The organism is Amycolatopsis sp. cmx-4-83 (assembly GCF_046548815.1).
Taxonomy (GTDB): domain Bacteria; phylum Actinomycetota; class Actinomycetes; order Mycobacteriales; family Pseudonocardiaceae; genus Amycolatopsis; species Amycolatopsis pretoriensis_A.
The window spans coordinates 75,842-101,447 of sequence record NZ_JAEBEF010000011.1 but is presented as its reverse complement, the minus strand read 5'-3'; the positions used below and the strand labels follow the sequence as shown (position 1 = coordinate 101,447).

Annotated in this window: 29 protein-coding genes; 20 read left to right on the top strand and 9 right to left on the bottom strand. The window is 70.9% G+C overall.

The features are described 5' to 3' along the window. Window positions 1–29 precede the first annotated feature (29 nt). The 5 genes from ACLJQM_RS32635 to ACLJQM_RS32615 form a co-directional block, all read right to left on the bottom strand. Window positions 30–1,253, bottom strand: a complete 1,224-nt coding sequence (locus ACLJQM_RS32635; RefSeq protein WP_410634179.1) for a DUF222 domain-containing protein — start codon at window positions 1,251–1,253, stop codon at window positions 30–32. A 159-nt stretch (window positions 1,254–1,412) separates the two neighbouring features. Continuing rightward, window positions 1,413–2,129 carry a M50 family metallopeptidase gene (locus tag ACLJQM_RS32630; protein WP_410634178.1) on the bottom strand — a complete coding sequence of 239 codons (717 nt, stop codon included), beginning with the start codon at window positions 2,127–2,129 and terminating at the stop codon, window positions 1,413–1,415. A gap of 17 nt (window positions 2,130–2,146) precedes the next feature. After that, entirely contained in the window at window positions 2,147–2,521 is a 375-nt protein-coding gene (locus tag ACLJQM_RS32625; protein WP_410634177.1) for a winged helix-turn-helix transcriptional regulator, read from the bottom strand. 40 nt (window positions 2,522–2,561) lie between these two features. Continuing rightward, complete coding sequence (locus ACLJQM_RS32620) at window positions 2,562–3,137, bottom strand: TetR/AcrR family transcriptional regulator (RefSeq protein ID WP_315863280.1); 576 nt, start codon at window positions 3,135–3,137, stop codon at window positions 2,562–2,564. A gap of 66 nt (window positions 3,138–3,203) precedes the next feature. Continuing rightward, window positions 3,204–3,638, bottom strand: a complete 435-nt coding sequence (locus ACLJQM_RS32615) for an SRPBCC family protein (RefSeq protein ID WP_410634176.1) — start codon at window positions 3,636–3,638, stop codon at window positions 3,204–3,206. A gap of 23 nt (window positions 3,639–3,661) precedes the next feature. On the opposite strand from ACLJQM_RS32615, the gene ACLJQM_RS32610 reads away from it, so the two are divergent. The 14 genes from ACLJQM_RS32610 (at window position 3,662) to ACLJQM_RS32545 (ending at window position 16,967) form a co-directional block, all read left to right on the top strand. Beyond that, a complete protein-coding gene (locus ACLJQM_RS32610) occupies window positions 3,662–4,195 on the top strand; it encodes a TetR/AcrR family transcriptional regulator (RefSeq protein WP_360769903.1) in 534 nt (177 codons plus the stop codon). A gap of 10 nt (window positions 4,196–4,205) precedes the next feature. Then, on the top strand, window positions 4,206–5,927 hold the full coding sequence (locus ACLJQM_RS32605) for a CocE/NonD family hydrolase (RefSeq protein WP_410634175.1): 1,722 nt from the start codon (window positions 4,206–4,208) through the stop codon (window positions 5,925–5,927). 62 nt (window positions 5,928–5,989) lie between these two features. Further along, entirely contained in the window at window positions 5,990–6,394 is a 405-nt protein-coding gene (locus ACLJQM_RS32600; RefSeq protein ID WP_247021021.1) for a hypothetical protein, read from the top strand. Then, complete coding sequence (locus ACLJQM_RS32595) at window positions 6,391–6,576, top strand: hypothetical protein (RefSeq protein WP_247021019.1); 186 nt, start codon at window positions 6,391–6,393, stop codon at window positions 6,574–6,576. The genes ACLJQM_RS32600 and ACLJQM_RS32595 overlap by 4 nt, the downstream gene beginning before the upstream one ends. A gap of 45 nt (window positions 6,577–6,621) precedes the next feature. Further along, window positions 6,622–7,308: a response regulator gene (locus ACLJQM_RS32590; RefSeq protein ID WP_410634173.1), complete on the top strand. Its 687-nt coding sequence runs from the start codon at window positions 6,622–6,624 to the stop codon at window positions 7,306–7,308. After that, a complete protein-coding gene (locus ACLJQM_RS32585; RefSeq protein ID WP_410634172.1) occupies window positions 7,305–8,678 on the top strand; it encodes an ATP-binding protein in 1,374 nt (457 codons plus the stop codon). Before ACLJQM_RS32590 ends, ACLJQM_RS32585 begins: the two co-directional genes overlap by 4 nt. 145 nt (window positions 8,679–8,823) lie before the next feature. Beyond that, a complete protein-coding gene (locus ACLJQM_RS32580; RefSeq protein ID WP_410634171.1) occupies window positions 8,824–10,191 on the top strand; it encodes a vWA domain-containing protein in 1,368 nt (455 codons plus the stop codon). Continuing rightward, window positions 10,169–11,128, top strand: coding sequence for a toll/interleukin-1 receptor domain-containing protein (locus tag ACLJQM_RS32575; RefSeq protein WP_360769891.1), 960 nt, complete (start codon window positions 10,169–10,171; stop codon window positions 11,126–11,128). The genes ACLJQM_RS32580 and ACLJQM_RS32575 overlap by 23 nt, the downstream gene beginning before the upstream one ends. A 20-nt stretch (window positions 11,129–11,148) precedes the next feature. Then, window positions 11,149–12,054, top strand: a complete 906-nt coding sequence (locus ACLJQM_RS32570) for a LysR family transcriptional regulator (RefSeq protein ID WP_410634170.1) — start codon at window positions 11,149–11,151, stop codon at window positions 12,052–12,054. A gap of 116 nt (window positions 12,055–12,170) precedes the next feature. After that, complete coding sequence (locus ACLJQM_RS32565; protein WP_360769886.1) at window positions 12,171–13,313, top strand: CaiB/BaiF CoA transferase family protein; 1,143 nt, start codon at window positions 12,171–12,173, stop codon at window positions 13,311–13,313. A gap of 48 nt (window positions 13,314–13,361) precedes the next feature. Next, window positions 13,362–14,105, top strand: a complete 744-nt coding sequence (locus ACLJQM_RS32560; RefSeq protein ID WP_410634169.1) for a crotonase/enoyl-CoA hydratase family protein — start codon at window positions 13,362–13,364, stop codon at window positions 14,103–14,105. A 1-nt stretch (window position 14,106) separates the two neighbouring features. After that, entirely contained in the window at window positions 14,107–14,841 is a 735-nt protein-coding gene (locus ACLJQM_RS32555; RefSeq protein ID WP_410634168.1) for an acetoacetate decarboxylase, read from the top strand. Between the two features lie 13 nt (window positions 14,842–14,854). Continuing rightward, complete coding sequence (locus tag ACLJQM_RS32550; protein WP_410634166.1) at window positions 14,855–15,775, top strand: 3-hydroxyacyl-CoA dehydrogenase NAD-binding domain-containing protein; 921 nt, start codon at window positions 14,855–14,857, stop codon at window positions 15,773–15,775. 1 nt (window position 15,776) lies between these two features. Continuing rightward, window positions 15,777–16,967, top strand: coding sequence for an acyl-CoA dehydrogenase family protein (locus ACLJQM_RS32545; protein ID WP_410634165.1), 1,191 nt, complete (start codon window positions 15,777–15,779; stop codon window positions 16,965–16,967). A 4-nt stretch (window positions 16,968–16,971) separates the two neighbouring features. Here ACLJQM_RS32545 and ACLJQM_RS32540 read toward each other — a convergent pair whose 3' ends face one another. Both ACLJQM_RS32540 and ACLJQM_RS32535 read right to left on the bottom strand, forming a co-directional pair. After that, window positions 16,972–18,168: an LCP family protein gene (locus ACLJQM_RS32540; protein ID WP_410634163.1), complete on the bottom strand. Its 1,197-nt coding sequence runs from the start codon at window positions 18,166–18,168 to the stop codon at window positions 16,972–16,974. Between the two features lie 201 nt (window positions 18,169–18,369). Beyond that, a complete protein-coding gene (locus ACLJQM_RS32535; protein ID WP_410634161.1) occupies window positions 18,370–19,113 on the bottom strand; it encodes an SDR family NAD(P)-dependent oxidoreductase in 744 nt (247 codons plus the stop codon). A 104-nt stretch (window positions 19,114–19,217) separates the two neighbouring features. Here ACLJQM_RS32535 and ACLJQM_RS32530 point away from each other — a divergent pair, with 104 nt between their 5' ends. Then, entirely contained in the window at window positions 19,218–20,207 is a 990-nt protein-coding gene (locus ACLJQM_RS32530; protein WP_360769866.1) for an RNA polymerase subunit sigma-70, read from the top strand. Window positions 20,208–20,374: 167 nt separating this feature from the next. Here the strand turns inward: ACLJQM_RS32530 and ACLJQM_RS32525 are convergent, their stop codons facing one another. After that, window positions 20,375–20,638 carry a WhiB family transcriptional regulator gene (locus ACLJQM_RS32525; RefSeq protein WP_247020990.1) on the bottom strand — a complete coding sequence of 88 codons (264 nt, stop codon included), beginning with the start codon at window positions 20,636–20,638 and terminating at the stop codon, window positions 20,375–20,377. A 657-nt stretch (window positions 20,639–21,295) separates the two neighbouring features. Between ACLJQM_RS32525 and ACLJQM_RS32520 the strand changes: the two genes are divergently transcribed. Next, entirely contained in the window at window positions 21,296–21,784 is a 489-nt protein-coding gene (locus tag ACLJQM_RS32520; protein WP_360769863.1) for an RNA polymerase sigma factor, read from the top strand. A 146-nt stretch (window positions 21,785–21,930) separates the two neighbouring features. Continuing rightward, window positions 21,931–22,524 (top strand): RNA polymerase sigma factor ShbA, encoded by a 594-nt coding sequence (gene shbA / locus ACLJQM_RS32515; protein WP_247025049.1) that lies wholly within the window; start codon window positions 21,931–21,933, stop codon window positions 22,522–22,524. Between the two features lies 1 nt (window position 22,525). Here the strand turns inward: shbA and ACLJQM_RS32510 are convergent, their stop codons facing one another. Continuing rightward, window positions 22,526–23,359 carry a LysR family transcriptional regulator gene (locus ACLJQM_RS32510; RefSeq protein WP_086865023.1) on the bottom strand — a complete coding sequence of 278 codons (834 nt, stop codon included), beginning with the start codon at window positions 23,357–23,359 and terminating at the stop codon, window positions 22,526–22,528. 96 nt (window positions 23,360–23,455) lie between these two features. On the opposite strand from ACLJQM_RS32510, the gene ACLJQM_RS32505 reads away from it, so the two are divergent. The 3 genes from ACLJQM_RS32505 (at window position 23,456) to ACLJQM_RS32495 (ending at window position 25,590) form a co-directional block, all read left to right on the top strand. Beyond that, complete coding sequence (locus ACLJQM_RS32505) at window positions 23,456–24,430, top strand: bile acid:sodium symporter family protein (RefSeq protein WP_410634159.1); 975 nt, start codon at window positions 23,456–23,458, stop codon at window positions 24,428–24,430. A 61-nt stretch (window positions 24,431–24,491) separates the two neighbouring features. Continuing rightward, entirely contained in the window at window positions 24,492–25,040 is a 549-nt protein-coding gene (locus tag ACLJQM_RS32500; protein WP_410634157.1) for a dihydrofolate reductase family protein, read from the top strand. A 55-nt stretch (window positions 25,041–25,095) separates the two neighbouring features. Then, the gene (locus tag ACLJQM_RS32495) at window positions 25,096–25,590 is read left to right on the top strand and encodes a hypothetical protein (RefSeq protein ID WP_410634155.1); all 495 of its coding nucleotides are present in this window, start codon (window positions 25,096–25,098) and stop codon (window positions 25,588–25,590) included. Window positions 25,591–25,606: the final 16 nt, after the last annotated feature.

The following is a 25,606-nucleotide window of genomic DNA, read 5'->3' as shown; positions in this document are numbered from 1 at the left end:
GCTGCGGGCCTTTCCCATATGTGGTTGTGTCAGGCTGCGAAGGGCAGTGGCTGATGCAGGTTGTTGCGCCTGGGTTTTCGACGCTTGTCCAGGAACATCGGGGGTAGGAATTCGGGGTGGCCGTCGGTCGCGAGGCGGACCTGCCAACCCGAGCGATGCATCAGGCGGTGATGGTGGGCGCAGAGCAGGACCAGGTTCGCGAGATCGGTCGGGCCGCCGTCGGCCCAGTGGCGGATGTGGTGGCCTTGACAGTGCCGCGGTGGGCGGTGGCAGCCGGGGAAGGCGCAGCCTCGGTCGCGTAAGAACAGGGCTCGGCGGAGGCCGGGTGAGATCAGGCGGCGGGCTCTCCCCAAGTCCAGAGGTTCACTGGCGGCGCCGAGGACGGTGGGGATCAGCTTGCAGTCGCAGGCGTGGATGCGAGCTTCGACCGCGGAGATCAGGCCGGTATCGCCCAGGGTCGCCGAGCCGAGACCGGATTGCAGGTCCGACAGGGAGACGGCGACCAGGACGTGGGCGCGTTCACCGGCCTGCGTCGGCAGCTCTGGGGAGTTGAGCGCGAGGTCGATGGCGTCGGAGAAGGCGTCGCCGTAGCGTTCCTGTGGGGAACGGAAGTCTCCGCCGTCGTCGGCGGTGCGGCGTTCGGCGAGGGCGTCGAGTAGGGCGCTCGCTCGGGTGCCGGTTTCGTCGTCGAAGCGGCCGGTGAGTTCCCAGGTTCCGGTGCGCCTGCGGCGTAACGAGAGTTCGCGGGTCGGGGTTGCGGGCTCGACATCGACCGGCTCGGCGCCGTCGGGGTCGAGGTGGGCCAGGATCCGGGTGCCGAGGGCGGCGACTTGTTTGTGGCCTGCGTCGGCGGCGAAGGCGAGCAGGTCCTGTTCGGCGGTGTCGCGGTGTTCGAGGGGGATGGGGGTGAGGGCGGTGATGATGGTGTCGATCATCGGGGTGCTCAGGGCGCCCGTCAGAGCGGCGACGCCGGTGGCGGGTGCGAGAGCGGGCGGCGAGTCGAGGCTGTGAGCAGAGGTGAGGGCCTGAGCTCGGGCGACCGTCCGCTGGGCAGCCGCATGGGGAATGTCGGCGAGGTGCTCAAGTAACCGGGCAACCGAGCGGTACCCGAACAGTTCCATAACCCCGCGGGATTCGATCTCCACCAGTAGAGTCCCGATTTCCGCCTCGGCAGACCGCACGACGGTGAGCAGCCCACGGAGACGGTCGGCCAAGGCCTCCGCGTCCGCTTGCCACACCGTTTCTCTGTCCACACAACAAGATTACCCGACCATCGACCACATGTTCATCACTCGATCAGGTGGCGATGATCGTTGCGTGGGGAATCGGCGCTGCCGACCACCACAGAAAGGCAACCACCACGAGCGCCGATTTCCCACGCCCCGGCGAAGCCGCATCAGTAAAGCCGACAACTACGGCCACAACATCGGAAAGGCGCACCAAACAGCCCACCCGATCAGCACGAACCAAGCGACGATCCAAACACCCCCAGGAACCCCAGTCCGCTCAGCCAGCGAAGAAGCATCATCCCCCTGAAACCCACGCACCCGGTTCGCCACCAACGCCCCCAGCCCACCGACCTCACTGGTCAGCAACAACCAAGCCTCCGCATACGCAACCCCGTTCTTCACCCAATCCGGAGCCCACCGCAACGCACAAAACACCACCGCACCAACCGTGACGACCACGAGACCGGTGATGACGTCCCGCGTGAACAGCAGGATGAACAACATGGCAACAGCAGTAAGAGCAAGCACCGCAGGCACCAAACCCCGATGCAGCAACGCAGCCGCACCGAGACCGGCCAGCGGAGGCATCGCGTATCCGGCAGCAGTGGCGAGAACACCCGCGAACGGCGACGGGTTCCAATGCCGCGTGGAACCGGACTCGGCACCGGTGATCTCGATGCGAAACACCCCGCCCCCGGTCAAGATGCTCACGAGCGCGTGGCCACCCTCGTGGAAGAGCGTCCCGAGAACGTTCACCCGGTTCAGCAGCAACCGTCTCCCGGTCGTCATGAGCGCGAACGACGTCGCCGACACGGCAGCAGCGAACAGCGCGGTCGTGGCCACCAGAGCCCAGCCCGGCGCGGGCACAGTCTCGTTGAGCACGGCGAACGCGGACGCCATCAGGGAACCGTCCCGGACTACGCCGACGCCGGCGTGTGCTCCGCGTCGTACGCCTCACGCGCGTCCTGCACCGACGACATGTGCACCCGGGCCCACCGATCGAGCATCTCCAGCGGCTCCGACAGGTTCCGCCCCAGCGAAGTCAGCTCGTACTCCACCTTCGGCGGGATCGTCGCGTACGCCGTGCGGGTGAGGATGCCGTCGCGGACCAGGCTGCGCAGCGTCTGCGTCAGGACCTTCTGCGAGATGCCGTCCACGCGGCGGCCGATCTCCGTGAAGCGGAGGGGGCCGTCCTTCAACGCGCCCACGATCAGCACCGTCCACTGGTCGCCGATGCGGTCGAGCAGCTGGCGGGTCGGGCAGTTGCGGTCGTACGGGTCGGGCTGCCACACGGCGTGTCTCCTCACTCTCCCGGAGAGAGTAACACGCGTTTCAGCCGGTGGGAGCCAGCAGCGCTTCGAACAGGACCCGCAGGTGACGGCGTCCGCGCTCCCAGCGGGCTTCCAGCTCCGACTGGTCACGGGTGGCCCAGCTGGCGATGAGGATGCCGCGCACGACGTCCATCGCCGTGTACACCGCGTGCAGGAACTCGTGGTGCTCCGCGTGCTCCGGCAGCAGCGCCTTGCCGAATTCGACCAGGCTGGACGTCGCGATCGGCTCGACCGCGGCCATCTGGCGGCGCAGTTCGGGGTCCGTGCGCGAGGCCACCCACAGCTCCACCGTCGCCGAAAACACCGGGCCCTGGTGCATCTCCCACATCAGCTGCAGCGCGTCGCCGACCGGGTCGGTGGACGCGCGGAGCCGGTCGAGCTCGGCCATCGCGACCTCGGTGCGCTTGGCCGCCAGGTGCCGGATCGCCGACGTCACCAGGTCGGCCTTCGTCGGGAAGTGGTGCACCTGCGCGCCGCGCGTGACGCCGGCGCGGTCGGCGACGCGGGTGGTCGTCGTGCCCGCGTAGCCGTACTCGACGAGGCAGTCGATCGTCGCGTCGAGCAGCCGGACGCGCATCGCCGCGCTGCGCTCCTCCTGCGTGCGGCCGGTCGATCCCCGTCGTGGCGCTGACATGCGCCCACCTTATGGGGCCACCGGCGCCGCCTCGACCAGCCCCGCCACGACCCGCCCGATGAAGCGCCCCAGGAACCACTGGTAGAACCAGCCGGTGCCGGGGATCTTCGCCGTGAACGTCGAGTGCCAGTGGATCTCGGTGCCGCCGTCGCGCGGGGAAAGGTCGACGTAGGCGACGTAGTCCCGCAGCGGCAGGCCGTGCTCCAGCGCGTAGCCGAAGCGGCGGCCCGGCTCCAGCGCGACGACCTTCTCGTACGACTTGACGCCGCCGGTCCGGAACAGCCGGACCGCGCCCAGCCCTTCCGGCTCCTTCTCCCCCTCCCGGACCAGCTCGAACGAGCCCAGCGGCGACCACTCCGGCCAGGTCGCGCCGTCGCGGAGGAGCGCGTACACGGCGTCGGGCGGCGCGGACGTCCGGCCGCGCACGGAAATGCTTTGTACCATTTGGTACGTGTACCATCTGGTACATGATCGGGACAAGCCCGCGCGATCGGCTGCTCGCCGCCGCGATCGACCACATCGCCCACCACGGCGGCGCGGGCAAGAGCCTGCGGGCCCTCGCCGCCGACCTCGGCACCAGCCACCGCATGCTGATCTACCACTTCGGCTCGAAGGAAGGCCTGCTCACGGCGGTGGCGCGCGAAGTCGAAGCCCGGCAGCGCGCGGCGCTCGCCGGTCTCGACCCGGCGGAGTTCTGGCGGCGGCTCACCGACGACGACCTGCGCACCAACGAGAGGCTGTTCTTCCAGCTCTACGGCCAGGCTCTCGGTGGCACCCCGGGCACGACCGGGCTCCTCGACGGCGTCGTCGACGACTGGCTGGCCCCGATCGAAGCGCTGCTCGGGAAGTACGGCGTCCCCGAAGCCGACCGCCCCGCCCACGCCCGGCTCGGCCTCGCCGTCACCCGCGGGCTGCTGCTCGACCTCGTCACGACCGGTGACCGCGAAGCCGTCGACGCCGCGATGGCGCAGTTCCTGGCCAGGTACGAACAACCCGCGTGATACTGGCGCGATGCGCTTGCTCCTGGGGATTTCCGCCGCAGTGCTCACGACGACCGTGCTGACGCCCGTGGCGGCGGCCGCGAGCCCGCCCGTCCGCGAAACGGCGTGGGTCGAAACCGGCACCGACCACGACCACGACGGGAAGATCGACCGCGTCGCCGCCGACATCGCCCGGCCGGCGACCGGCGGACGCGTCCCGGCGATCCTCGACGTCAGCCCGTACTACGCCTGCTGCGGCCGGGGCAACGAGTCGCAGAAGAAGACGTACGCGCCGGACGGCACCCCGGAGCAGTTCCCGCTCTTCTACGACAACTACTTCGTGCCGCGCGGGTACGCCGTGGTGCTCGCCGACGTCGGCGGGACGAACCGCTCGTCGGGGTGCTTCGACGACGTGGCGAACGGCAACGCCGTCGTGAACTGGCTCAACGGCCGCGCGAAGGCCTTCGACGCCCCCGAAGGCGGCCGCCCGGTGAAAGCGGACTGGGCCACCGGGGACGTCGGCGCCATCGGCAAGTCCCAGGACGGCGCCACCGCGATCGGCATGGCCGCGTCCGGGGTCCCCGGGCTGAAGACGATCGTGCCGATCGAAGGGGTCACCGACAACTACGCCCAGCTCGTCGCGAACGGCGCGCCGCTGGCCACGCCCGAGAACACCGGGTCGTCGTTCACCTACAACGAGCGCGCGGCCGAGCTGTGCAAGCCGTTCGAAGCGGACCTCAAGGCGCGGATGGGCACGAACGGCGACTACAACGCCTACTGGCGCAGCGTGAACTACGTACCGGACCCCGGCCGCGCGAGCGTGCTCATCGCGCAGGGGTTCGGGGACAGCGTCGTGGCGCCGAACCAGTTCGCCGCCTACTGGGACGCGCTCGGCCGCGCCGGGGTCCCGCGCAAGGCGTGGCTGAGCCAGGCCGGGCACGTCGACCCGTTCGACCTGCAGCGCGCGCAGTGGGTCGAGACGCTGGGCCGCTGGTTCGACCGCTGGCTGAAGGGCGTCCGCAACGGCGTCGAGCACGAGCCCGCCGTCCACCTCGAGACCACGCCGGATCACTGGACCGACGTCCGGAGCTGGCCGCCCGCGGCCCTGCCGGTGACCGTGTACCCGTCGGCCGGCGGCACGCTCGGGCTCCGCGGCTCGGGCACGGCCACCGTCGTCGACGACCCCGCCGTGGGCCGCGAGGACTGGGCGGCCGGGGTGTCGGCGGCGAAGTTCACCGGCCCTGCGCTGCCCGCCGCGGTGCGGATCGCCGGGTCGCCTTCGGTGACGATCACGGCCTCGTCGGACAAGACCGCCGCGCGGGTCGGCGTCGCGCTCGTCGACTACGGGCCGGCCGACGTCCGCGCCACCGCGAACTACGGGAGCGGGATCAAGAACCTGACGACGAAGTCGTGCTGGGGCGAGAGCCGGCCCGGGGACTCCGCGTGCTTCCTCGACACGGCCACCGACCTCGTGCACGTGGACCACCGGATCGTCGCCGCGGGCTGGGCGGACCTCGGGCACCACGCGTCGCTGCGCCACGGTGAGCCGCTCGTCCCGGGCCGGGCGTACACCATGACGTTCACCCTCAGCGCCCTCGACCACGTCGTCCCGGCCGGGCACCGGCTCGGCCTGCTCCTCGGCGGCACGGACGGGCAGCTGTTCGACCCGGCGCTGCCGGTGCTGGGCGACACGCTGACGTTCGACCTCGCGCGGACGTCGGTCACCGCCGGCCTTACAAAGCCCGAACACTAGGCGGACGCCCTCCGAACACCGCCCGGCCAGAGTTCTCCTCGTACCCGACACGAGGAGACACGATGCGAGGAACCACTTGGACGCGGCTGGCGCTGGCGGGCGCCGGGAGCGCGGCCTGCCTGCTGGTGGCGGCGCCGCTGGCCTCGGCCCAGACGACGTCGCCGGCGCCGGTCGCACCGATCACGCTCAGCCCCGAGGAGTCCCAGCAGGTCTGCTCGGACTGGGTGCCGAAGCTGCAGAAGAAGGCCGACAACCTGAAGAAGCGGATCAACGGCGGCGCCGAGATCAGCGGCTCGGTCGCCAACCTCAAGGCGCGGGCCGCCGACCAGCGCGCCAAGGGCCACACGCAGCGCGCCGACCAGCTCGACCAGCGCGCCACCAAGCGCCAGGGCCGCGTCGGCGAGCTGGACGCGGCCAAGCAGAAGCTCGACGCGTTCGCGTCCGCGCACTGCAAGCCGGCGAAGTGAGGGCGGCGAGGATCGCGGCGGCGGTCGGGGCCGCCGCGCTCATCGCGCTCGGCTGTTCCGGGTGCCGCGACAACCTGATGGGCTCGCCGTCCGACAACGCGCCCGCGTCGTCCGAGCTGAGCGGCGTCGAGTCGACGCTCAACGGCATCGAGTCGGACATGAACAGCGATGGCACGCCCTGACCGGCTAGCGTCTCCCCGTCGGTAACGGCGGAGACGGGAGCAGGTATGGGGTCACCGGGACGCGGCCTCGTCCTCGTGGTCGAGGACGAGGCCGCGATCGCCGAGCTGGCGGCGCTCTACCTCAAGCGCGACGGCTTCGGGGTGCACGTCGAGGCCGACGGCGGGCGGGCCCTCGACGCCGTGCGGCGGTTGAAGCCGGTCGCGATCGTGCTCGACATCGGACTGTCCGGAATGGACGGTATCGAGATCTGCAAGGCGCTGCGCGCGGCCGGGGACTGGACGCCGGTGCTGTTCGTCACCGCCCGCGACGACGAGCTCGACCGCCTGCTGGGCCTGGAGATCGGCGCGGACGACTACCTGACGAAGCCGTTCAGCCCCCGCGAGCTGGCCGCCCGGGTCCGGACGGTGCTGCGGCGCGCGTCGGGGGCGACGCCGGCCGCGGAGACGTTCACCGTCGGCGGCGCCCGGGTCGACGTCACCAGCCGCCGCGCCTGGGCGGGCGAGGCGGAGGTTTCGCTGACGTCCACCGAGTTCGACCTCCTCACGCACCTGCTCCGGCACCCGGGGCAGGTGCTTTCGCGCGACCAGCTGCTCAGCGCCGTCTGGGGCTACGCCGCGGCGGCGGGCGCGCGCACGGTCGACGTCCACGTGGCGCAGCTGCGGGCGAAACTCGGCGCGGCGAGTCCGATCCGGACGGTGCGCGGCATCGGCTACGCGGCGGACCCGGCGTGAGGGGCACGCTGGCCGGCCGGATCACGCTGGTGTGCCTGGGCGTCGCCGGGGTCGCGGTGATCGTCGCCGGGCTGGTCGGCGCCCGGCTGGTGCGGACGACGGCGGACAACGTGCTGCAGTCTTCGCTGTCCGCGCAGGCCGACGTCGTCGCGACGCAGCTCGACGAAACCGGCATCGGCAACCGGCTCGGGGTCGGCAAGGTGGCCGACGTCGTGCGCGGGCAGGGCATTTCGGTGGTGGTGCGCCGCGCGGGCGGCGGCCAGGCGCTCGGCGAGGCGGTCGCGGTGCAGGCCGCGGGCAAGCTGGGGCTGGCGGCGGACCATTCGGGCCGCGTCACGGTCGGCGGCTCGCAGTACCTGGTCGAGACGCGGGTGGTCGGCGCGCGCGGGGCGGCGTTCGCGCTGGTCCTGCCCGCGCGCAACGCCGACGCGACGCAGCGCGCGCTGGTGCGGAACATCGCGCTGGCGCTGGGGATCGGCCTGGTGGTGGCGGCACTGGCGGGCTTCGTGTCGGGCCGGTTGCTGGGCCGTCCCCTGCGGCGGGCGGCGCTCGCGGCGGGCTCGCTCCGGGCGGGACGGCGGGACGTGCGGGTCCCGGTCCAGGGGCCGCGCGAAGTGGCGGAGGTCGCGGGGTCGTTGAACTCGCTGGCCGACGCGCTGGCGGTGAGCGAGGCGCGGCAGCGGGAGTTCCTGCTGTCGGTGTCGCACGAGCTGCGGACGCCCCTGACCGCCGTGACGGGCTTCGCGGAGGCGATCGCGGACGGCGTCGCCACCGGTGACGACGCCGTGCACGCGGGTCGGACGATCCAGCGCGAAGCGTTGCGGCTCGAGCGGCTGGTGACGGACCTGCTGGAACTGGCGAGGCTGGGCGCGGACGAGTTCCGGCTGGACCCGGCTTCGGTGGACCTGGCCGCGCTCGTGCGCGACTGCGCGGAGGTCTGGCAGCTGCGGTGCGCCCGCGAGAACGTCCGGCTGTCGGTGTCGGCACCCGCGGCCCCGGTCGTGGTGGTGGCGGACGCCCGGCGGCTGCGTCAGGTGGTCGACGGACTGGCGGAGAACGCGCTGCGGGTGACGCCGGCCGGGGCGCCGATGGTGTTCGCGCTCTCGGTGTCGGCCGCCGGAGCCGCACTTTCGGTGCGCGACGGCGGGCCGGGACTGGCACCGGAGGACTACCCGGTGGCGTTCGAGCGGGGCGTGCTGAACAAGAGGTACCGGGATCGGCGGCCGGTGGGGTCGGGCATCGGGCTGGCGCTGGTGCACGGTCTCGTCACCCGGATGGGCGGAACGCTGACCGCGGGCCCGGCCCCGGAAGGCGGGGCGGCGTTCACGATCGTTTTCCCGTTGACCACCACGGTTTCTTCTTCGCCGTAACAACCGCGGTGTTCCGGCGACTTTCCAGGCGTCCTCGTCGGAAAAGGTGGAGGCGGAAACCATGAGCGAAACTGGCGGCCCGATCGAACTGGTCGTGCTGACCGAGCGGCCCGCGGTGCGGAACGACACGGCCACCGACCTCGACGTGGTCGTCGAAATCCGCTGCCGGGCCGGGAGTTCCACCCGCGAATCCGGTGACGCGATGCGGATGAACCTGTGCGTGGTGATCGACCGGAGCGCCAGCATGAACGGCCGGAAACTGGAGACCGCGAAACGCAGCTGCCTCGACATCCTGGGCCGCCTCGCCGAACGCGATCTGTTCACCGTGGTGGTTTTCGACGGCCAGGCTGAAGTGGTCACCAATCCGCAGATGGACCGCGCCACGGCGCAGGAGCGGATTCGCGCCGTCGGTTCGCGAGGCAACACCAACCTTTCGCTCGGCTGGTACCTCGGCTTGCTGGAACTGCAGACGCACACCACCGACCGGCACTACAACCGACTGTTCCTGCTGTCGGACGGGCAAGCCAACGCCGGCGAGACCAAGCGGACCACGCTGGCCAGGGAAGCGGCGCAATCCCGGGACCTCGGCATCACGACGTCGACGATCGGGATCGGGGAAGACTTCGCCGAGGACATCCTCGAGACCATCGCCTCCGGCTCGGGTGGCCGGTTCTGGAGCATCAGCGAGTCGCGGCTCGAAGACATCATCGAGGAAGAGTTCAGCGGCGCCCTGAGCACCACGCTCGACCGGCCGAGGATCGAGCTGACCCTGCCCGACGGTGTCGTCCTGGAGCAGGAGCTCAACATCCTGAAGAAGAACGGCAACCGATACCGGATCCGGCCGCTCAAGGGCGAGGACATGTTCAACTTCGCCGTGCGCCTGTCGATCGACCCGAAGGCGCTCGGCAACGAGGGGGCGGAGATCGGCGCGCGGCTTTACGACGCCGACAAGCTCGTGACGAGCGCCACCGCCGCCGTCGAGGTGCTCCCGGTCGAGCAGGCGGCGGCGACCCCGTCCGAACCGCTGGTGCTCAGTGTGGTCAGCCAGTACACGATGACGACGTCGGACGAGGAGATGCTCGACAAACTCGACGCGGGCGACATGAACCTCATGAAGCGCCTCTTGATCGCCGAAGTGGAAGGCATGCGTCACGTAACGGATGCGCTCGAGGCCGAGCAGAACACCGTGCGCGTACGGCATGAGCTGAGGAACCTCACGAACCGGGTGATGGTCTCCGAGGTGTCGATGGAACTCACCGAACTGCTGGAGCCCTTCCTCGCAGACCCCGATGTGACCCGGTTCGTGTCGGTCTGGCGCAAAGGCCTCCGGCAGGAGTACCAGCGCAGTTCGATCCGCGACTGCTCCGTGAGAGACTCCGACGAAGGGATGGTGGTGGACCTCGTGGCCCGCGCCATCACCCTCGGCGGCGAGCTGGCCGCGCGCTACCCGGACGACGCCGAGACCATCGGGCGGCGGGTGGAGGCACTGCGTGAGTACCTGGCAAGGCTCTGAGCCGGGCGCCTGGACCTTCGGCAAAACCCTGCTCACCGGGCACGGGAAGGGCACCGGCGAGTTCGGCACGTCCTACGCGGTCCTGTCCGACCAGCGGATGCTGAACGGCCGGGTCAGCGCGTCGATCACCCTGACCGACCGGCACCAGACCGGGGCCGGCCTGGTCTGCCGGGCCGACACCGCCTGGTCGTTCCTCGCCTTCTACACCGCACCGTCGGGCGACTCGGCGGACTCGACGTTCGCCCGGATCGGCGTGGTCAAGGAGGGCCTGTTCGTGCCGGTGGCCGTCTCGGCCGAGCCGGTGGTGCTCTCGAGGCGGGCGAACCGGTTCTCGCTGGAGTTCTTCTCCGGGCACGTCCGCGGGGAGATCGTCGCGGACGACCGGACCTGCGAGCTGTCCGCGACCGTGCCGCACCTGCCGTTCCCCGGGCTGACCGGGCTGGTCAAGTTCTACCGCGCGACGATGCTGGCGCGGGACTTCTCCGCGACCCTGAGCGACATCCCCTCCCCCAGCCAGGTGGACCCGCCCGCCGAATACGACTTCGACGTCTTCCTGTGTCACTCGTCACCGGACAAGCCGACGGTCACCGAGCTGGCCGGCCGGCTGTCCGGGGCGGGGTTGACCTGCTGGCTGGACTCCGAGCAGATCGCCTTCGGGGACGCGATCACCGACGCGATCGAAAAAGGCCTGTCACGCAGCCGCTTCGTCCTGCCGTGCTTCAGCATCGACCAGCGGGATTCGGGCTGGATGCGCGCGGAGTACCAGGCGATCCTCAACGCCCAGTTCTCCGGAGACGAAACCCGCCGCGTGATCCCCGTCCTGCTCGACGACGTCGACCCGGGTGCCCTGCCGCTCCTGCTGCGGGACCGCAAACGGGTGTCCTACCGGAACAAGGTCGAGTTCGGGGAGTTCGTCCAGTTCCTGCAACGGCGGTGACGGCCGTCTAGGGTGATCACGTGGAGATGCTGCACCTGCGCTACTTCGTCGCGGTCGCCGAGGAGCTGAACTTCTCCGCCGCCGCGCGGAAGCTGCACATGGCCGCCTCGCCGCTGTCCCAGCGGATCAAGGACCTCGAGCACGAGCTCGGGCAGCAGCTGTTCGACCGCAGCACCCACCACGTCACCCTCACCGACGCCGGGACCGCGTTGCTGCCCCTCGCGCGGGACGTTCTCGAGCAGGTCGGCGCCATCCCGTGGAAGCTCGCCGAGGCGACCCGGCCGCAGCGGCGGACCGTTTTCCTCGGGATGCCCGCCGGGGTGCACCCCGATCTGCGGGACCGCGTCAACGCCCTCGCCGGGCGCGTTCGGGAGACCTACGAGCTCAAGCGGTGGCCCGGGACGACCGCCGATCTCGTGCAGGGGGTGCACGAGGGCAAGCTGGCCCTCGCGCTGGCGCGGCTGCCGGTGACCGATCCCGCGCTGGAGCAGCTGCCCGTGATGAGCGAACGGCTCGGGGCCGTCGTGCCCGCCGAGCTGTTCGCCGGGCGGGACTCCGTGAGCCTGGCCGAGCTGACCGACTTCCCGTACGTCGCCCCGCCGGGTGAAATCGTCCCCGCGTATTTCGACCAATTGGACCACCAATTGAGCGAACTCGGCGTCAAGAAACGCATCCGGTTGACCAACACCGGGTACGGCGGGACGTCCGAAATCATTTCCAGCGGCGAGGCGTTCTCCATTTCCATGCTCGACGAGAAGTCGCCGATGCACGGCTACCGGCTCGACAACGTCATCGTGCTGCCCTTCACCGATTTCCGGCCCCAGCTGGACACCGGCCTGCTCTGGCGGCGTGATCGCACCGACGGCGACCTGCGAGAACTCGTCGATGCCGCGAAAGAGATCTTCGCCGAACCCCTCACCAGCTGACAAATGGTATGACCGCTGCGGTCATACCATTGTTCGCATCATGATCATTCCCTTTCAGCGCCCACGCTATTAGCTTCGTAGGTAGAGCGAAACAGCAAGGCGCGAAAGGACGAACGATGAACAGCACCGGACCGCTGGACGGCGTGCGCGTGATCGACCTCTCGACCGTGGTCATGGGCCCGTACGCGGCCCAGATCCTCGGTGACCTGGGCGCCGACGTGATCAAGATCGAGTCCCCCGCGGACACCGTCCGGGTGGGCAGCTACCGGACCACGCCGGGCATGACCGCGCTGAACCTCAACGTGAACCGCAACAAGCGCAGCGTGGCCCTCAACCTCAAGGACGACGCCGAGCGCGAGCAGGCGCTGAAGCTGATCGACACCGCCGACGTGCTGATCACCAACATGCGCCCCGGCGCGCTGAGCCGCCTCGGCCTGAACTACGCCGACGTCGCCGAGCGCAACCCCCGCCTGGTCTACGCCCACGCGCAGGGCTTCCGCGGCGACTCCCCGCAGGCCGGCAACGCCGCCTACGACGAGACCGTGCAGGCCTCTTCCGGCCTGGTCGACGTCGCCAACCGCGCATTGGGCAAGCCGGTCTACCTGCCGACGATCATCGGCGACAAGGTGTCGTCGCTGACCATCGCCTACAGCGTGCTCGCCGCGCTGGTCCACCGCGACAAGACCGGCGAGGGCCAGCAGATCGAGATCCCGATGACCGACACGCTGCTCGCGTTCAACCTGGTCGAGCACCTCGCCGGGCACACCTACGAGCCGGCCGAGGGCCCCACCGGGTTCGGCCTGTCGATGACGAAGGGCCACGCCGCGGTCCACACCAAGGACGGCCTCGCCTGCGTCATCCCCTACAACCCGAAGAACTTCCGCGACTTCTTCGCCGCGGCCGGACGCCCCGAGCTGGCGGCGGACGCGCGCGTGAACGGCGACGCCATCGACCGCGCCGACAACGAGTGGCTGACCGAGCAGATCGCCGCGTGCGCGCCGGCGCTGACCACCGAGGAGTGGGCCGAGGTCTGCGCGAAGCACAGCATCCCGATGGCGCCGGTGCTCGAACTGGACCGCGCGCACGAGGACGCCTACGTCCGCGACGGCCACCTGCTCGACACCGTCGAGCACCCGAGCGAGGGCACCATCCGCACGGTCGGCATCCCGGTGAAGTTCTCCGCGACGCCCGGCTCGATCCGCCGCCTGGCCCCGCTGGCCGGCCAGGACACCGCCGAAGTCCTCGCCGAACTGGTCTAGACCAACGCAACTTTCCCTACGAAAGTGGCGTCAAGGAAGTGTGAAGTCATGAGTGAAGTACGCACCGAGCGGATCGGCGGCACCCTGCTGATCACGATCGACCGGCCCCAGGCCCGCAACGCGGTGAACGCCGCCGTCGCGGCCGGGCTGGCCGCGGCCCTCGACGAGCTGGAAGCCGACCCCGCGCTGCGGGCCGGTGTCCTGACCGGCGCCGAGAACACCTTCAGCGCCGGCATGGACCTCAAGGCCGCGCTCAAGGGCGAGTCCCCGGAGATCCCGGGACGCGGGTTCGGCGGCCTGACCGAAGCCGAGCTGGGCAAGCCCCTGATCGCCGCCGTCGAAGGGTTCGCGATGGGCGGCGGGTTCGAACTCGCGCTGGGCTGCGACCTGATCGTCGCCGCCGAAGACGCGAAGTTCGGCCTCCCCGAGGTCAAGCGCGGCCTGATCGCCGCCGGTGGCGGCGTCATCCGGCTGCCGAAGCGGATCCCGCACCACCTCGCGATGGAGTTCCTCCTCACCGGCGAGCCGGTCACCGGCCGCCGCGCCGGCGAGCTGGGCCTGGTCAACCGCGTGACGCCGGCCGGTGACGCCGCCGCCGTCGCACTCCAGCTGGCCGAGAAGCTGGCGGAGAACGCACCCCTGGCGCTCGCCGCCGTGAAGAAGATCGTGCGTGCCGCGGATCCCGCGGCCGTGCAGCGGGAAGAAATCAAGAAGCTGATGCAGTCCGCCGACGTCCGCGAGGGCATGACCGCCTTCGCCGAGCGCCGCGCTCCGAAGTGGACAGGCGAATAAGATGAAGATCGACGAAGTCCGCAGGCACGTGACCACTCCCCTGACCGCCCCGGCGTTCGCGCCCGTGGTCCCGAGGTTCACGAACCGCGAGTACCTGAACATCGTCTACCGCACCGACGCCGACGCCCTGCGCGCCGTCGTGCCGGAGCCGCTGAAGGTCGAAGAACCGTTGGTGCGCTTCGAAGTCATGAAGATGGGCGACGTCTCCGGCTACGGCCCCTACACCGAGTCCGGCCAGGCGATCGAGGTCAGCTTCGACGGCGAGCGCGGCGAGTACCTGCACGCGATGTACCTCGACAACTTCCCGGCGACGGCGTCCGGGCGCGAGGTCAGCGCGTACCCGAAGACGGTCGGCAGCCCGAAGCTCTATGTCGACAACGGTGTTCTCGTGGGCACGCTGGACTACGGGACGCTCCGGGTGGCCACCGCGACCATGGGCTACAAGCACAACGAGCTGGACGCCCGCGAGGCCGAACGCCAGATCACCGTCCCGACGTTCATGCTCAAGACGATCCCGGGCTACGACGGCGCGCCGCGCGTGCAGGAACTGGTCCGCACCGAGATCACCGACGTCGTGGTCAAGGAGGCCTACACCGGCCCCGCGCGGCTGCAGCTGTTCCAGCACGTCCTGGCGCCGCTGGCCGACCTGCCGGTGCTGGAGGTCGTCTCCGCCAGCCACATCCTCACCGACCTGACGCTCGCCCCGGTCAAGCCGGTCTTCGACTACCTCAGCTGAAGGGGAGCACAGCATGAATGACACAGTCGTGAAGAACGCGGCAGTCATCGGTGCCGGCACGATCGGCCTGTCCTGGACGGCGCTGTTCGCCCACCACGGCCTGACCGTCCGGGTCACCGACCCCCGCCCGGATCTCGCGGACGCCGTCGCCGAAGCGCTGAAGACGTTCGCACCGCACCTGGGCACCACCGCCGCCGAGCTGGCGAGCCGGGTGAGCATCGCCGAAAGCGTCACTGAATCAGTGAAAGCGGCGGACGTCGTGCAGGAGAACGGGCCGGAGAACGTCGAGTTCAAGAAGGACCTGTTCAAGCAGCTCGTCGAGGAAGCTCCGCAGCACGCGCTGTTGCTGAGTTCGTCGAGCGCCATCCCCTCGACCGCGTTCACCGAGGAGATCGACGGCAGCCGGGTCCTCATCGGACACCCGTTCAACCCGCCGCACCTGATCCCGCTGGTCGAGGTCGTCCCCGGCGAGCGCACCAGCGACGAGTCGGTCGAGCGGGCCGTCGAGTTCTACACCTCCCTCGGCCGGACGCCGGTCGTGGAACGCAAGGAGATGCCCGGCTTCGTGGGAAACCGGCTGCAGAACGCGCTCAGCCGCGAGGCGATCTACCTCGTCGAGCAGGGTGTCGTGACACCGGAAGAGCTCGACAAAGTCATCACGAACTCGCTCGGCATCCGCTGGGCCACGGTCGGGCCGTTCCTCGGCTCGCACCTCGGCGGCGGCCCCGGCGGCTACCGGCACATGGCCGAGCACATCGGCAAGTCCATGAAGAAGATGTGGGCCGGGCTGGGCACCCCCAGCCAGAGCCCCGAAGAGCAGGAACGGCTGATCGAAGCCGTCGAAACCGCTTACGGCTCCTCCACGTACTCGGACCTGGCCGAGACGCGCGACCGCAAGCAGCTCGCCGTTTTGCACGCAGTGGAGGAGAACTGACATGGAACCGCTGAAGGACAAGCTGACCGCCGACTTCTACGACTTCGAGGCGCTGCTCGCCGACGACGAGCGCAAGCTGCTCGTGAAGGCGCGCGAGTTCATGACGAACGACGTCAAGCCGCTGGTGAACGAGAACTGGGAAGCCGGCACCTTCCCGGAGGAACTCATCGGCATGTTCCGCGAAAGCGGTCTCGCCGGCCTGCCGTACGAGGGCTACGGCGAGCACAAGCCCGCCGTCAGCCATCTGCTCACCGGCATGATGGCGATGGAGATGAGCCGCACGGACGCGTCCGTGGCGACGTTCTTCGGTGTCCACAACGGACTCGCGATGTACTCGATCTTCAGCGGTGGCAGCCAGGAACAGCGCGACCGCTGGCTACCCGAGATGGCGGCGATGGACAAGATCGGCGCGTTCGCGATGACCGAGCCGCTCGGCGGGTCCGACGTGGCCGGTGGCATGCGCACCACGGCCAAGCGGACCGGAGACACCTGGATCCTCAACGGCGCCAAGAAGTGGATCGGCAACGCGACCTTCGCCGACTACGTCGTCGTGTGGGCCCGCGACCTGGACGACAACCACGTCAAGGGGTTCGTCGTCGAGAAGGGCATGCCGGGCTTCGTGCCGGAGAAGATCCAGGGCAAGACGGCGTTCCGGATCGTCGAGAACGCCGAGATCACCCTGACCGACGTCCGCGTGCCGGAGGCGAACCGCCTGCAGGGCATCGATTCCTTCCGCGACGTCGCCGAGATCCTGCGCGCCACCCGCGGCGGGGTCGCCTGGCAGGCGCTGGGCGTGATGATCGGCGCCTACGAAGCCGCGCTGGCCTACTCGCAGGAGCGCAAGCAGTTCGGCCGCCCGATCGCGCGGTTCCAGCTGGTGCAGGACCTGCTCGTGAAGAGCCTCGGCAACATCACCGCGTCGTGGGGCATGCTCGTGCAGCTCGCCCGCCTGCAGGACGCCGGGATCTTCAAGGACGAGCAGTCGTCGCTGGCCAAGGCGTTCGTCACTTCGCGGATGCGCGAGGTCGTCGCCTGGAGCCGGGAGATCTTCGGCGGCAACGGGATCGTGCTCGAATACGACGTCGCGCGGTTCTTCGCCGACGCCGAAGCGATCTACTCGTTCGAGGGCACGCGCGAGATGAACACCCTGATCGTCGGGAAGGCGATCACGGGGCAGTCCGCGTTCGTGTGACGGGCTAGTTCACGCAGCCGGCGGCCGTACTGGTCGCCGGCTGCTTGCTGTCCGGCGTCCGGGTGCTGGTCGCCGCGACCGGCTTGACGCCGCCGGTCGTGTCGTCGCCCGAGGCCTGCACCGCGGGCGTGCTGATCGCCGTGCGCACGAACTGCTGGACCTGCGCCGGGTCGACCTTCACCGCGTCGCCGTCGGACGGCGTCTGCAGCGACAGGCTCTGCACCGGGATGGTGGCGAACGCGATCGCGCCCGAGGTCATCCCCCGCAGCTGCTGCGCGAAGCTCAGCACGTCCCAGCCCTTGTCCAGCACCACGGCGCCCTGCACCGCGCCGACCAGCGAGTTCAGCTTCGAGACATCGGTGAAGGTGCCCGCGTTCAGCACCTTCTTCGCCATCCCGGACAGGAACGCCTGCTGCCGCGCGATCCGGTCCAGGTCGCCGTTGGCCAGGCCGTGGCGCTGCCGGACGAACGCGAGCGCCTGCGCCCCGGACAGCGTCTGCGGCCCGGCCGCGAAGTCCGCGCCCGAGTAGCTGTCGTGCACCGGCGCCTTGAGGCAGACCTCGACGCCGCCGACCGCCTGCGACAGCGCGTCGAATCCGGCGAGGTTGATCGCCGCGTAGTGGTTGATGGTCAGCCCGGTGAACTTCTCGACGGTCTGGATCGCCGTCTTCGCGCCCGCCGCGTTCGCCGCGACCTCCAGCTGCGCGCCGCTCAGGCCTTCGGCGCGCAGGCCGGACATCGAGGCGTTCTTGCCGCGGCTGTACGCCGAGTTGATCTTGTGCTTGCCGTACCCGCCCGCGATGTCCACATAGGAGTCGCGCGGGAGGGAGATGGCGGTGGCCGCCGCGCCGCCCGCCGGGATGTGCACGACGATCATCGTGTCGGTGGTGTCGCCGCCGTCGTCGCCGCTGCCGGCGTGCAACGCGTCGAGCACGTTCTGCGGCAACGGGTTGCCGTACGCGTCCGTGCGCGCGTCGATCCCGACGAGCAGGATGTTCTGGGCCACTTTGAGCGGTTCGCCGGGAATCGCGTCTTGCTCGTCGATCTGCGCCGAGGGCGGGATGACGTCCGCGGTGACTATGCCCGCGTCCAGCTTGCTCAGCTGCGTCCACGCGTACCCGGTGGCGGCGAGCACCAGCGTCGACACGACGCCGATGGCCACGCGCCCTCCGATGCGGCGCCCCCGGGACGACAGCAGCACGACACTTCCCCTTGCTTCCCTCGGGTGGATCCCCTCCTTCGAGGATCACCGGGTTAGCTGGGAATCACCTGAGAAAATTGTAGGAAGGTCGTGACGCTGCCCGATCGGCCGAGCCGGTTCGGGCCGATCGGCCGGTTTTCGCTACGGACCGCACCGGCGCGCGCACGGGAAAGTGCTGTGGCGCCGGCCACAGCGGCCGGCTCAGCGGGGCATGCGGCGCCAGATCGCGCGCGGCAGGAGGCGCATCGCGAAGAACACCGGGCGGAGCACGCCCGGCACCCACACGACGCCGCGGCCCCGGCGCAACGCCGCCGCCGTCGCCTCCGCCACCTGGTCCGGGGTGCTCGAGAACGGTGCCGGCGCCATGCCGTCGGTCATCCGGCCGACCACGAAGCCCGGGCGGACCAGCAGCAGGCGGACCCCCGAGCCGTGCAGGGCGTCGGCGAGGCCGCTCGCGAAGCCGTCGAGACCGGCCTTCGCCGAGCCGTAGACGTAGTTCGCGCGGCGCACGCGGATCCCGGCCACCGACGAGAACACCACCAGCGTGCCGTGGCCCTGGGCGCGCAGCAGGTTCGCGGCGTGGGTCAGCACGCCGACCTGGGCGACGTAGTCGGTGTGCACGACCGCCGCGGCGTGGGCGGCGTCGGTTTCCGCGCGGGACTGGTCGCCGAGGATGCCGAAGGCGAGCACCACCGTCTCCAGGGGCCCGTGCTCGGCCGTCACCTTCTCCAGGAAGGGGCCGTGCGCGGCGAGGTCGTCGGCGTCGAAGTCCGCGGTCTCGACGGTTTCGGCGCCGGCCTCGCGCAGCGCGGCGACCTCCGCGGTCAGGTCCGCGCCCGGCCGCGCGGCCAGCACGAACCGCCGGGTGTCCCCGCTGACCAGGCGTTTCGCCAGGGCCAGCCCGATTTCACTGCGTCCGCCCAGCAGCAGCACCGTTCCGCTCACCGCACAGCCTCTCTTTCGGGGGTTCCGGGTGGCGGAGCCCCCGGCCCGGGGCAGAGCCCCGGTTTCGGCACAGTCTTGCAGCCCGGGTGCGCTAGCGTGCCCGGGTGGGTCGCACTCCGGACTTCGAGACGCTCGTCGCGCGGCACCGCCGGGAGATCCAGGTGCACTGTTACCGGATGCTCGGCTCGCTGAGTGACGCCGAGGACCTGGCGCAGGAGACGTTCCTGCGGGCGTGGAAGGCGCGCGACGGCTTCGAAGGCCGGGCGAGCGCGCGCACGTGGCTGTACCGGATCGCGACGAACGCGTGCCTCGACGTCCTCGCCCGGCGGCCCCGGCGGGTGCTGCCCGATCAGCTCGGGCCGGCCGGGGAGCCGAACGGGCCGATCGCGGCCGCCGACCTGCCGTGGCTCGAGCCGTACCCGGACCGGCTGCTCGACGGGGCCGGGCCGGACGACGCCGTCGTCGACCGGGAGACCATCGAGCTCGCCTACCTGGCCGCGCTCCAGCACCTGCCGCCGCGGCAGCGGGCGGCGCTCGTCCTGCGCGACGTGCTCGGCTGGCCGGCGAAGGAGACGGCGGCGGCGCTGGAGACGAGCGTGGCTTCGGCGAACAGCGCGCTCCAGCGGGCGCGGACGACGTTGCGTGAGCGGCTGCCCGCGCACCGTGCCGAGTGGACGGCCGGCGACCCGACGGCCGAGGAAGCCGCGCTGCTCAAGCGGTTCATCGCCGCGTACGAGAACGGCGACCCCGCCGCGGTCGCGCGACTGCTGCGCGAAGACGCCCAGGCGATCATGCCGCCGTACACGCTTTGGTTCGACAACCGCGCGTCGATCATCCGGGCGCTGTCGCTCTCGATGGACCCGGCGTCGCCGCACTGCGTCGGGCGGTTCCGGATGCGGCCGGTCCGCGCCAACCGCCGGCCGGCCGTGGCCACCTACCTGCGGCGGCCGGGCGAAGACGGCTTCCGGTGGTTCGGGGTCAGCGTGCTGACGGTCGAAGACGGGCTGATCACGGCGATGGCCGCGTTCGAGTCGGTGCCGGCCGCCGCCTGGGACCTGCCCGAAACGTGGCCGGGTGAGCACGCGTCGTGGTGAACGCGATCCCGGTGCGCAGCGAATAGCGACCCGAACGCGGACGTGAAAAACCCGGGCGGGTGATTCGCACAGGAATCACCCGCCCGGGCACGCACACTCCCGGATCCATTTTCTTCCGGATTCGGTGTTATTGCTCGAGGCCGCCGGGAGAGGTCACCGGGCGGCGGTCAGGCCACTCGGTGCCGCTGCGGCGCGGTGCGCGCCAGCCGGCGTCGGTCCTCGGCGGTGGTCCCGCCGAAAACACCGTGGTCGAGCCCGTTGTCGAGCGCGTAGCCGAGGCATTCGGCGCGCACCGGGCAGCGTGCGCACACGGCCTTGGCCTGCACTGTCTGCCGGGCGCCGGGGCCTACCGCGGAGATCGGGAAGAACAGTTCCGGGTCCTCGTCCTTGCAGGCCGCGAGTTCCGCCCAGCCCGTCATCGTGGCTTCCATTTCCTTCAGTCACCTCCTTCGGTTCTTCTGTTTCCCATTGTCATCGCGCGTCAACCGACTTGACCGCCGCGGACGCGCGAGCATATCCGCATCGGTCAAGGGGTTTTGGCTTCGGTCCCCGGCTCACCCTCCGGGCAACCAAGACTGCAACACATGAGAGTACGCCCTTCTTCCCGGGATCTCGATGTCGATCACGTCACCCGATCGGCGCGGCCGCGCCCCGCGCGACCCGGCCGCTCCGGCGGCGGCGGGTGCCGGCCACCGCCTCGGTCAGCAGCTGCGGCCGACCGGTCTCTTCCTTGCACCACACGGCTTTCCACCCCAGGCACGGCCGAAACACGGCCGACCGGCCCGTGCGGTGCCGTCGTCGGCGGCGCCCCGGCTCCCGGCGGGGGCGCGGCGACCGGAATCCGCCGTTCGCGGACCCGGCCGGCGCCGATCGGCGCCCGGGCGCGCGGACGTCCGCACCGGGTTTTCGATCACGTCTCGGTGGGTCATCGAACCCGGGTACCCGACTTGTCCGTCGTCATTCGTCACGAGGTGTCACCAAGGAGAAGCGCGCCATTACTCCTACCGGGGAGTCTTGATCGAATCGTTACACGTAGCGGTCACCTCGGCGCACCTGTCCTTGTGGAGGCGAGGGGTGGTGAGGGGTCCGTGGGCGGTCACGACGATTTCGACGCGTTCTTCCGCGCCGACTTCGCGCCGCTGGTGGCGTTCCTCTGCAAGGCCGGGTTCGAGGTCGAGACCGCGCGGGACGCGGCCGCCGAAGCGATGGTCCACGCGCTGGAGGCTTGGCCGACCCTCGACGACCCGCGCGCGTGGGTCCGCCGGGTCGCGGGGCGGCTGCTCGACGGCGTGGGGGACGCGCGGGCGGACTGGACGCTGGCGGGCGATCCGCGGGACGACGACGAGCTCACCGTGCTGGTCGACCAGCACGCCGGGCTCATCGAGCTGCTCGCGTCGCTGCCCGGCAGGCAGCGGATGGTCCTGGCGTGGTCCCTCGACGGGTTCTCCCCGGCGCAGATCGCGGAGGCCCTGCGGATCGCACCGGCGACCGTCCGGTCCACCCTCCGGCACGTGCGGGAGCGCCTCCGGCGCCTCCGGGTCGCCCGACCCGGTGACCAGCGGGACAGGGAAAGGTGAGCACCATGCCGGCAACCGAGTACGGGGACCGGGCGATCACCGAGCTGCTGCGGGAGTCCAACACCGCGCTGCACGACTCGCTGCGGGCCGGCCTCGACGTGGAGGGCACTCTGCTGCGGGTGCGCAGCAGGGTGCTCGTCCGGGAGATCGCCGCGGCGCAGCCCGCCGACGCGTTCCCGTCGCACTGGCGACGGCACGACGAGCCGGTCGCGGACGCGATCGCCGGCGACGACGCCGCGACCGCCCGGCTGCTGGCCACCATCCGCCCGCTGGTGGTGCGCTACTGCCGGGCCCGCGTCGGGCGCCACGAGCGTTCGTTCGCTTCGGCCGACGACGTCGCGCAGGAGGTGTGCCTCGCCGTGCTCACCGCGCTGCCCTCCTACCGCGACCAGGGCCGGCCGTTCCTCGCGTTCGTCTACGGCATCGCCCAGCACAAGGTGGCCGACGCCCACCGCGCCGCGGCGCGCAACCGCACCGACCCGGTCCCCGAGATCCCGGACGGGGTCAGCGAAGCCGTCGGCCCCGAGCAGCGGGCGCTGCGGTTCGAGCTGAACGAGCGGCTGGCCAAGCTGCTGGACGTGCTCCCGGCGAAGCAGCGCGAAATCGTCGTGCTGCGGATCGTGGTCGGGCTGTCGGCGGAGGAGACGGCCGCCGCGGTCGGCTCGACCCCCGGCGCCGTCCGCGTCGCCCAGCACCGCGCGCTCGGGCGCCTCCGGAGACTCCTGGGCGACGAGGACTGACTCAGCGCCGCACCCGCTCCAGGACGAACTCCGCCAGCGCCGCCGCCGGACCGGCCATCGACTCCCTGGCCAGCAGCATGAACTCGATGTCGCCGGGTTCGGGCAGGCCGTCGAGCTCGATGAGGTCGGCCGGGACGAGGCTGCGCGCGTGCAGGGTGACGCCGAGCCCGGCCGCCGCCGCGGCGCGCAGGCCGGTCAGGCTCGACGTCTGGCACGCCGCGCGCCATTCGAGGCCGGCGCGTTCGAGGCACTCCACCGCCAGCTGCCGCGTGATCGACGGCATCGGGTACTGCACCAGCGGCACCGGCTCACCGGGCTCCAGCACCGTGGCCGCCGAGCCGATCCAGACCAGCGGCTCCCGCCAGAGCAGCCGCCCGTGGTGCGCGCCCGGGCGGCGCTTGCCCAGCACCAGGTCCAGTTGCCCGGCGCGCAGCCGCTGCGCGAGGACGTCCGAGAGTTCGACCGTCAGCTCGACGTCCACCAGCGGGTGGCTGCGGCGCAGCCGGTGCAGGATCTCCGGCAGCTCGCCGAGCGCGAAGTCCTCGGACACGCCGAACCGGACGCGGCCGCGCAGTTCGGCGCCGCGGAAGTGCCGCTCCGCGCGTTCTTCGGTGTCGACGACCGTCTGCGCGAACCCCAGCATCGCCTGCCCGCGCGCGGTGAGCTCGACGGTGTGGGTGTCGCGGGCGAACAGCAGCCCGCCCGAGTCGCGCTCGAGCCGCCGGACGTGCTGGCTGACGGTCGGCTGCCCGACGCCCAGCCGCCGCGCGGCCGCGGTGAAGCTGCGCGTCTCGGCGACGGCGAGGAAGGAGCGGCACAGGCGCGGGTCCAGCACCGGGGCACTTTATCGCGATTCGCGATGACAGTCAGTCCGGTCATCGGGGTTCACAATGAACGCGGAGCCGCTGACAATGACTGTGGAAGGAGATCCATGTCTCGGTTGCGTCTCGACCCGTTCGTCCTCGCCATCCTCGCCACCGTCGGCGTCGCCACCCTGTTTCCCGCTTCGGGCGCGGTGGCCGCCGGTTTCGGCACCGCCACGACGATCGCCGTCGGGCTGCTGTTCTTCCTGTACGGCGCCCGGCTGTCCACGCAGGAAGCCCTCGACGGGCTGCGGCACTGGCGGCTGCACGCGGTCGTGCTCGGCGCGACGTTCGTGCTGTTCCCGCTGCTCGGCCTGGCGCTGTTCGCGCTGCCGTCGTCCGTGCTGCCCGCCCAGCTGGCCGCCGGGGTGCTGTTCCTCGCGGTGCTGCCCTCGACCGTGCAGTCGTCGATCGCGTTCACCTCGATCGCCCGCGGCAACGTCGCGGCGGCGATCTGCAGCGCGTCGCTGTCCAACCTGGCCGGGATCGTGCTCACGCCGCTGCTGGTGGCGCTGCTGCTCGCGGGCGACGGCGCCGGCGTCGACGGTTCGGCCGTGCTCGGGATCGTGCTGCAGCTGCTGGCGCCGTTCGTGGCGGGCCAGCTGGCGCGGCGCTGGATCGGCGGCTGGATCTCCGCGCACGCGGCGCCGCTGAAGCTGGTCGACCGCGGGTCGATCCTGCTGGTGGTCTACACGGCGTTCAGCGCGGGCATGGTCGAAGGCATCTGGCACCGGCTCGACCTCGGTCACCTGCTGGTGCTGGTGGCGGTGTGCGGAGTGCTGCTGGCGGTCGTGCTGGCCGCGACCGGCTGGGGCGCCCGGCTGCTGGGGTTCGCCCGCGCGGACCGGATCACCATCGTGTTCTGCGGGTCGAAGAAGAGCCTGGCGAGCGGCCTGCCGATGGCGACGGTGCTGTTCGGGCACACGCAGGTGGGGCTGATCGTGCTGCCGCTGATGCTGTTCCACCAGATCCAGCTGATCGTCTGCGCGACGCTCGCTCGGCGCTACGCCGCCTCGGTCAGGCGGGAACTCGTGCCCGCCTGACCGATGAGTTCCGCCGGCCCCGCTCGTCGGTACCGGTGTCACCCACCGGAAGGCGGCACCCATGGCCCAGGTCCTGTTCCACATCACGATGTCCCTCGACGGCTTCGTCGCCGGCCCCGCCGACGACATGTCCTGGCTCCGCGGTTTGCCCGCCGGCCCGAACCCGGTCGTCGAGCGGTTGCTGGGCGAGATCGGCGCGGTCGTCATGGGACACAACACGTACGCCCCGGCGACGACGGCGGAGGGCGAGGTCTACGGCGGGCGCGTCCGGGTCCCGGTCTTCGTGGTGACCCGCGACGACCCGGCTTCGGCCGAGCCGGGGTTCACCTTCGAGCCGGACCTGCGGACGGCGGTCGCTTCGGCGTCCTCGGCGGCGGGCAACGGTTGTGTCGCGGTGCTGGGCCCGACGACGGCCCGCCGCTGCCTGGAGGCGGGCCTGCTCGACGAGGTCCTGGTCCACGTGGCCCCGATCCTCCTCGGCGACGGGGTCCGGCTCTTCGACCACCCGGGCGGCACGCAGATCCGCCTGCAGCCGGTGGAGTTGAGCACGGCCGGGGATTTCGGGACGTTCCGGTACCGGTTCGCGTCCGTTGTGGACAGTCGGGCGTAACGGCGGCGGCCGGCGGAGCGATCCCGGTGGCGACGTTCCCAGGGGAGGATCCACCATGGCACTTCAGGTTCGAACCGCACTCGCCGCACTGGGCGGCGCGCTCGTGGTCACCGCGGGCGCGGTCGCCTTCGCGGGCGCGTCCGCCGCCGTCGGCCCGGCACCGGCCCCGATCGTCCAGGCGGCGCAAGCCACCTGCGTGACCGACGGCAACGGCTTCTGCACGGTCACCCACACCCTCGGCAAGGTGCCGGAGGCGGTCGTGGTGTCGGCGAACACGCCCGGGCCCTTCAACGCGTTCATGCTCAACACGGTGCAGGGCTCGTTCACGGCGACCACGTTCCAGGTGCGGGCGATGTTCACCCAGACCGCACCGAAGACGTTCGGCCAGATCTGGTTCACCTACGCGGCTTACGGCGTGGAGGCGGCTCCGCCGACCACACCCACCACGACCGCCAAGCCGCCCACCACGACCGCTACGACCCCACCGCCGACCACGACGCCCGCCACCGAACCTCCGCCGACCACCACCACCGGCGGCGGCGGCAGCTAGCGGAATCCGCGGTCTT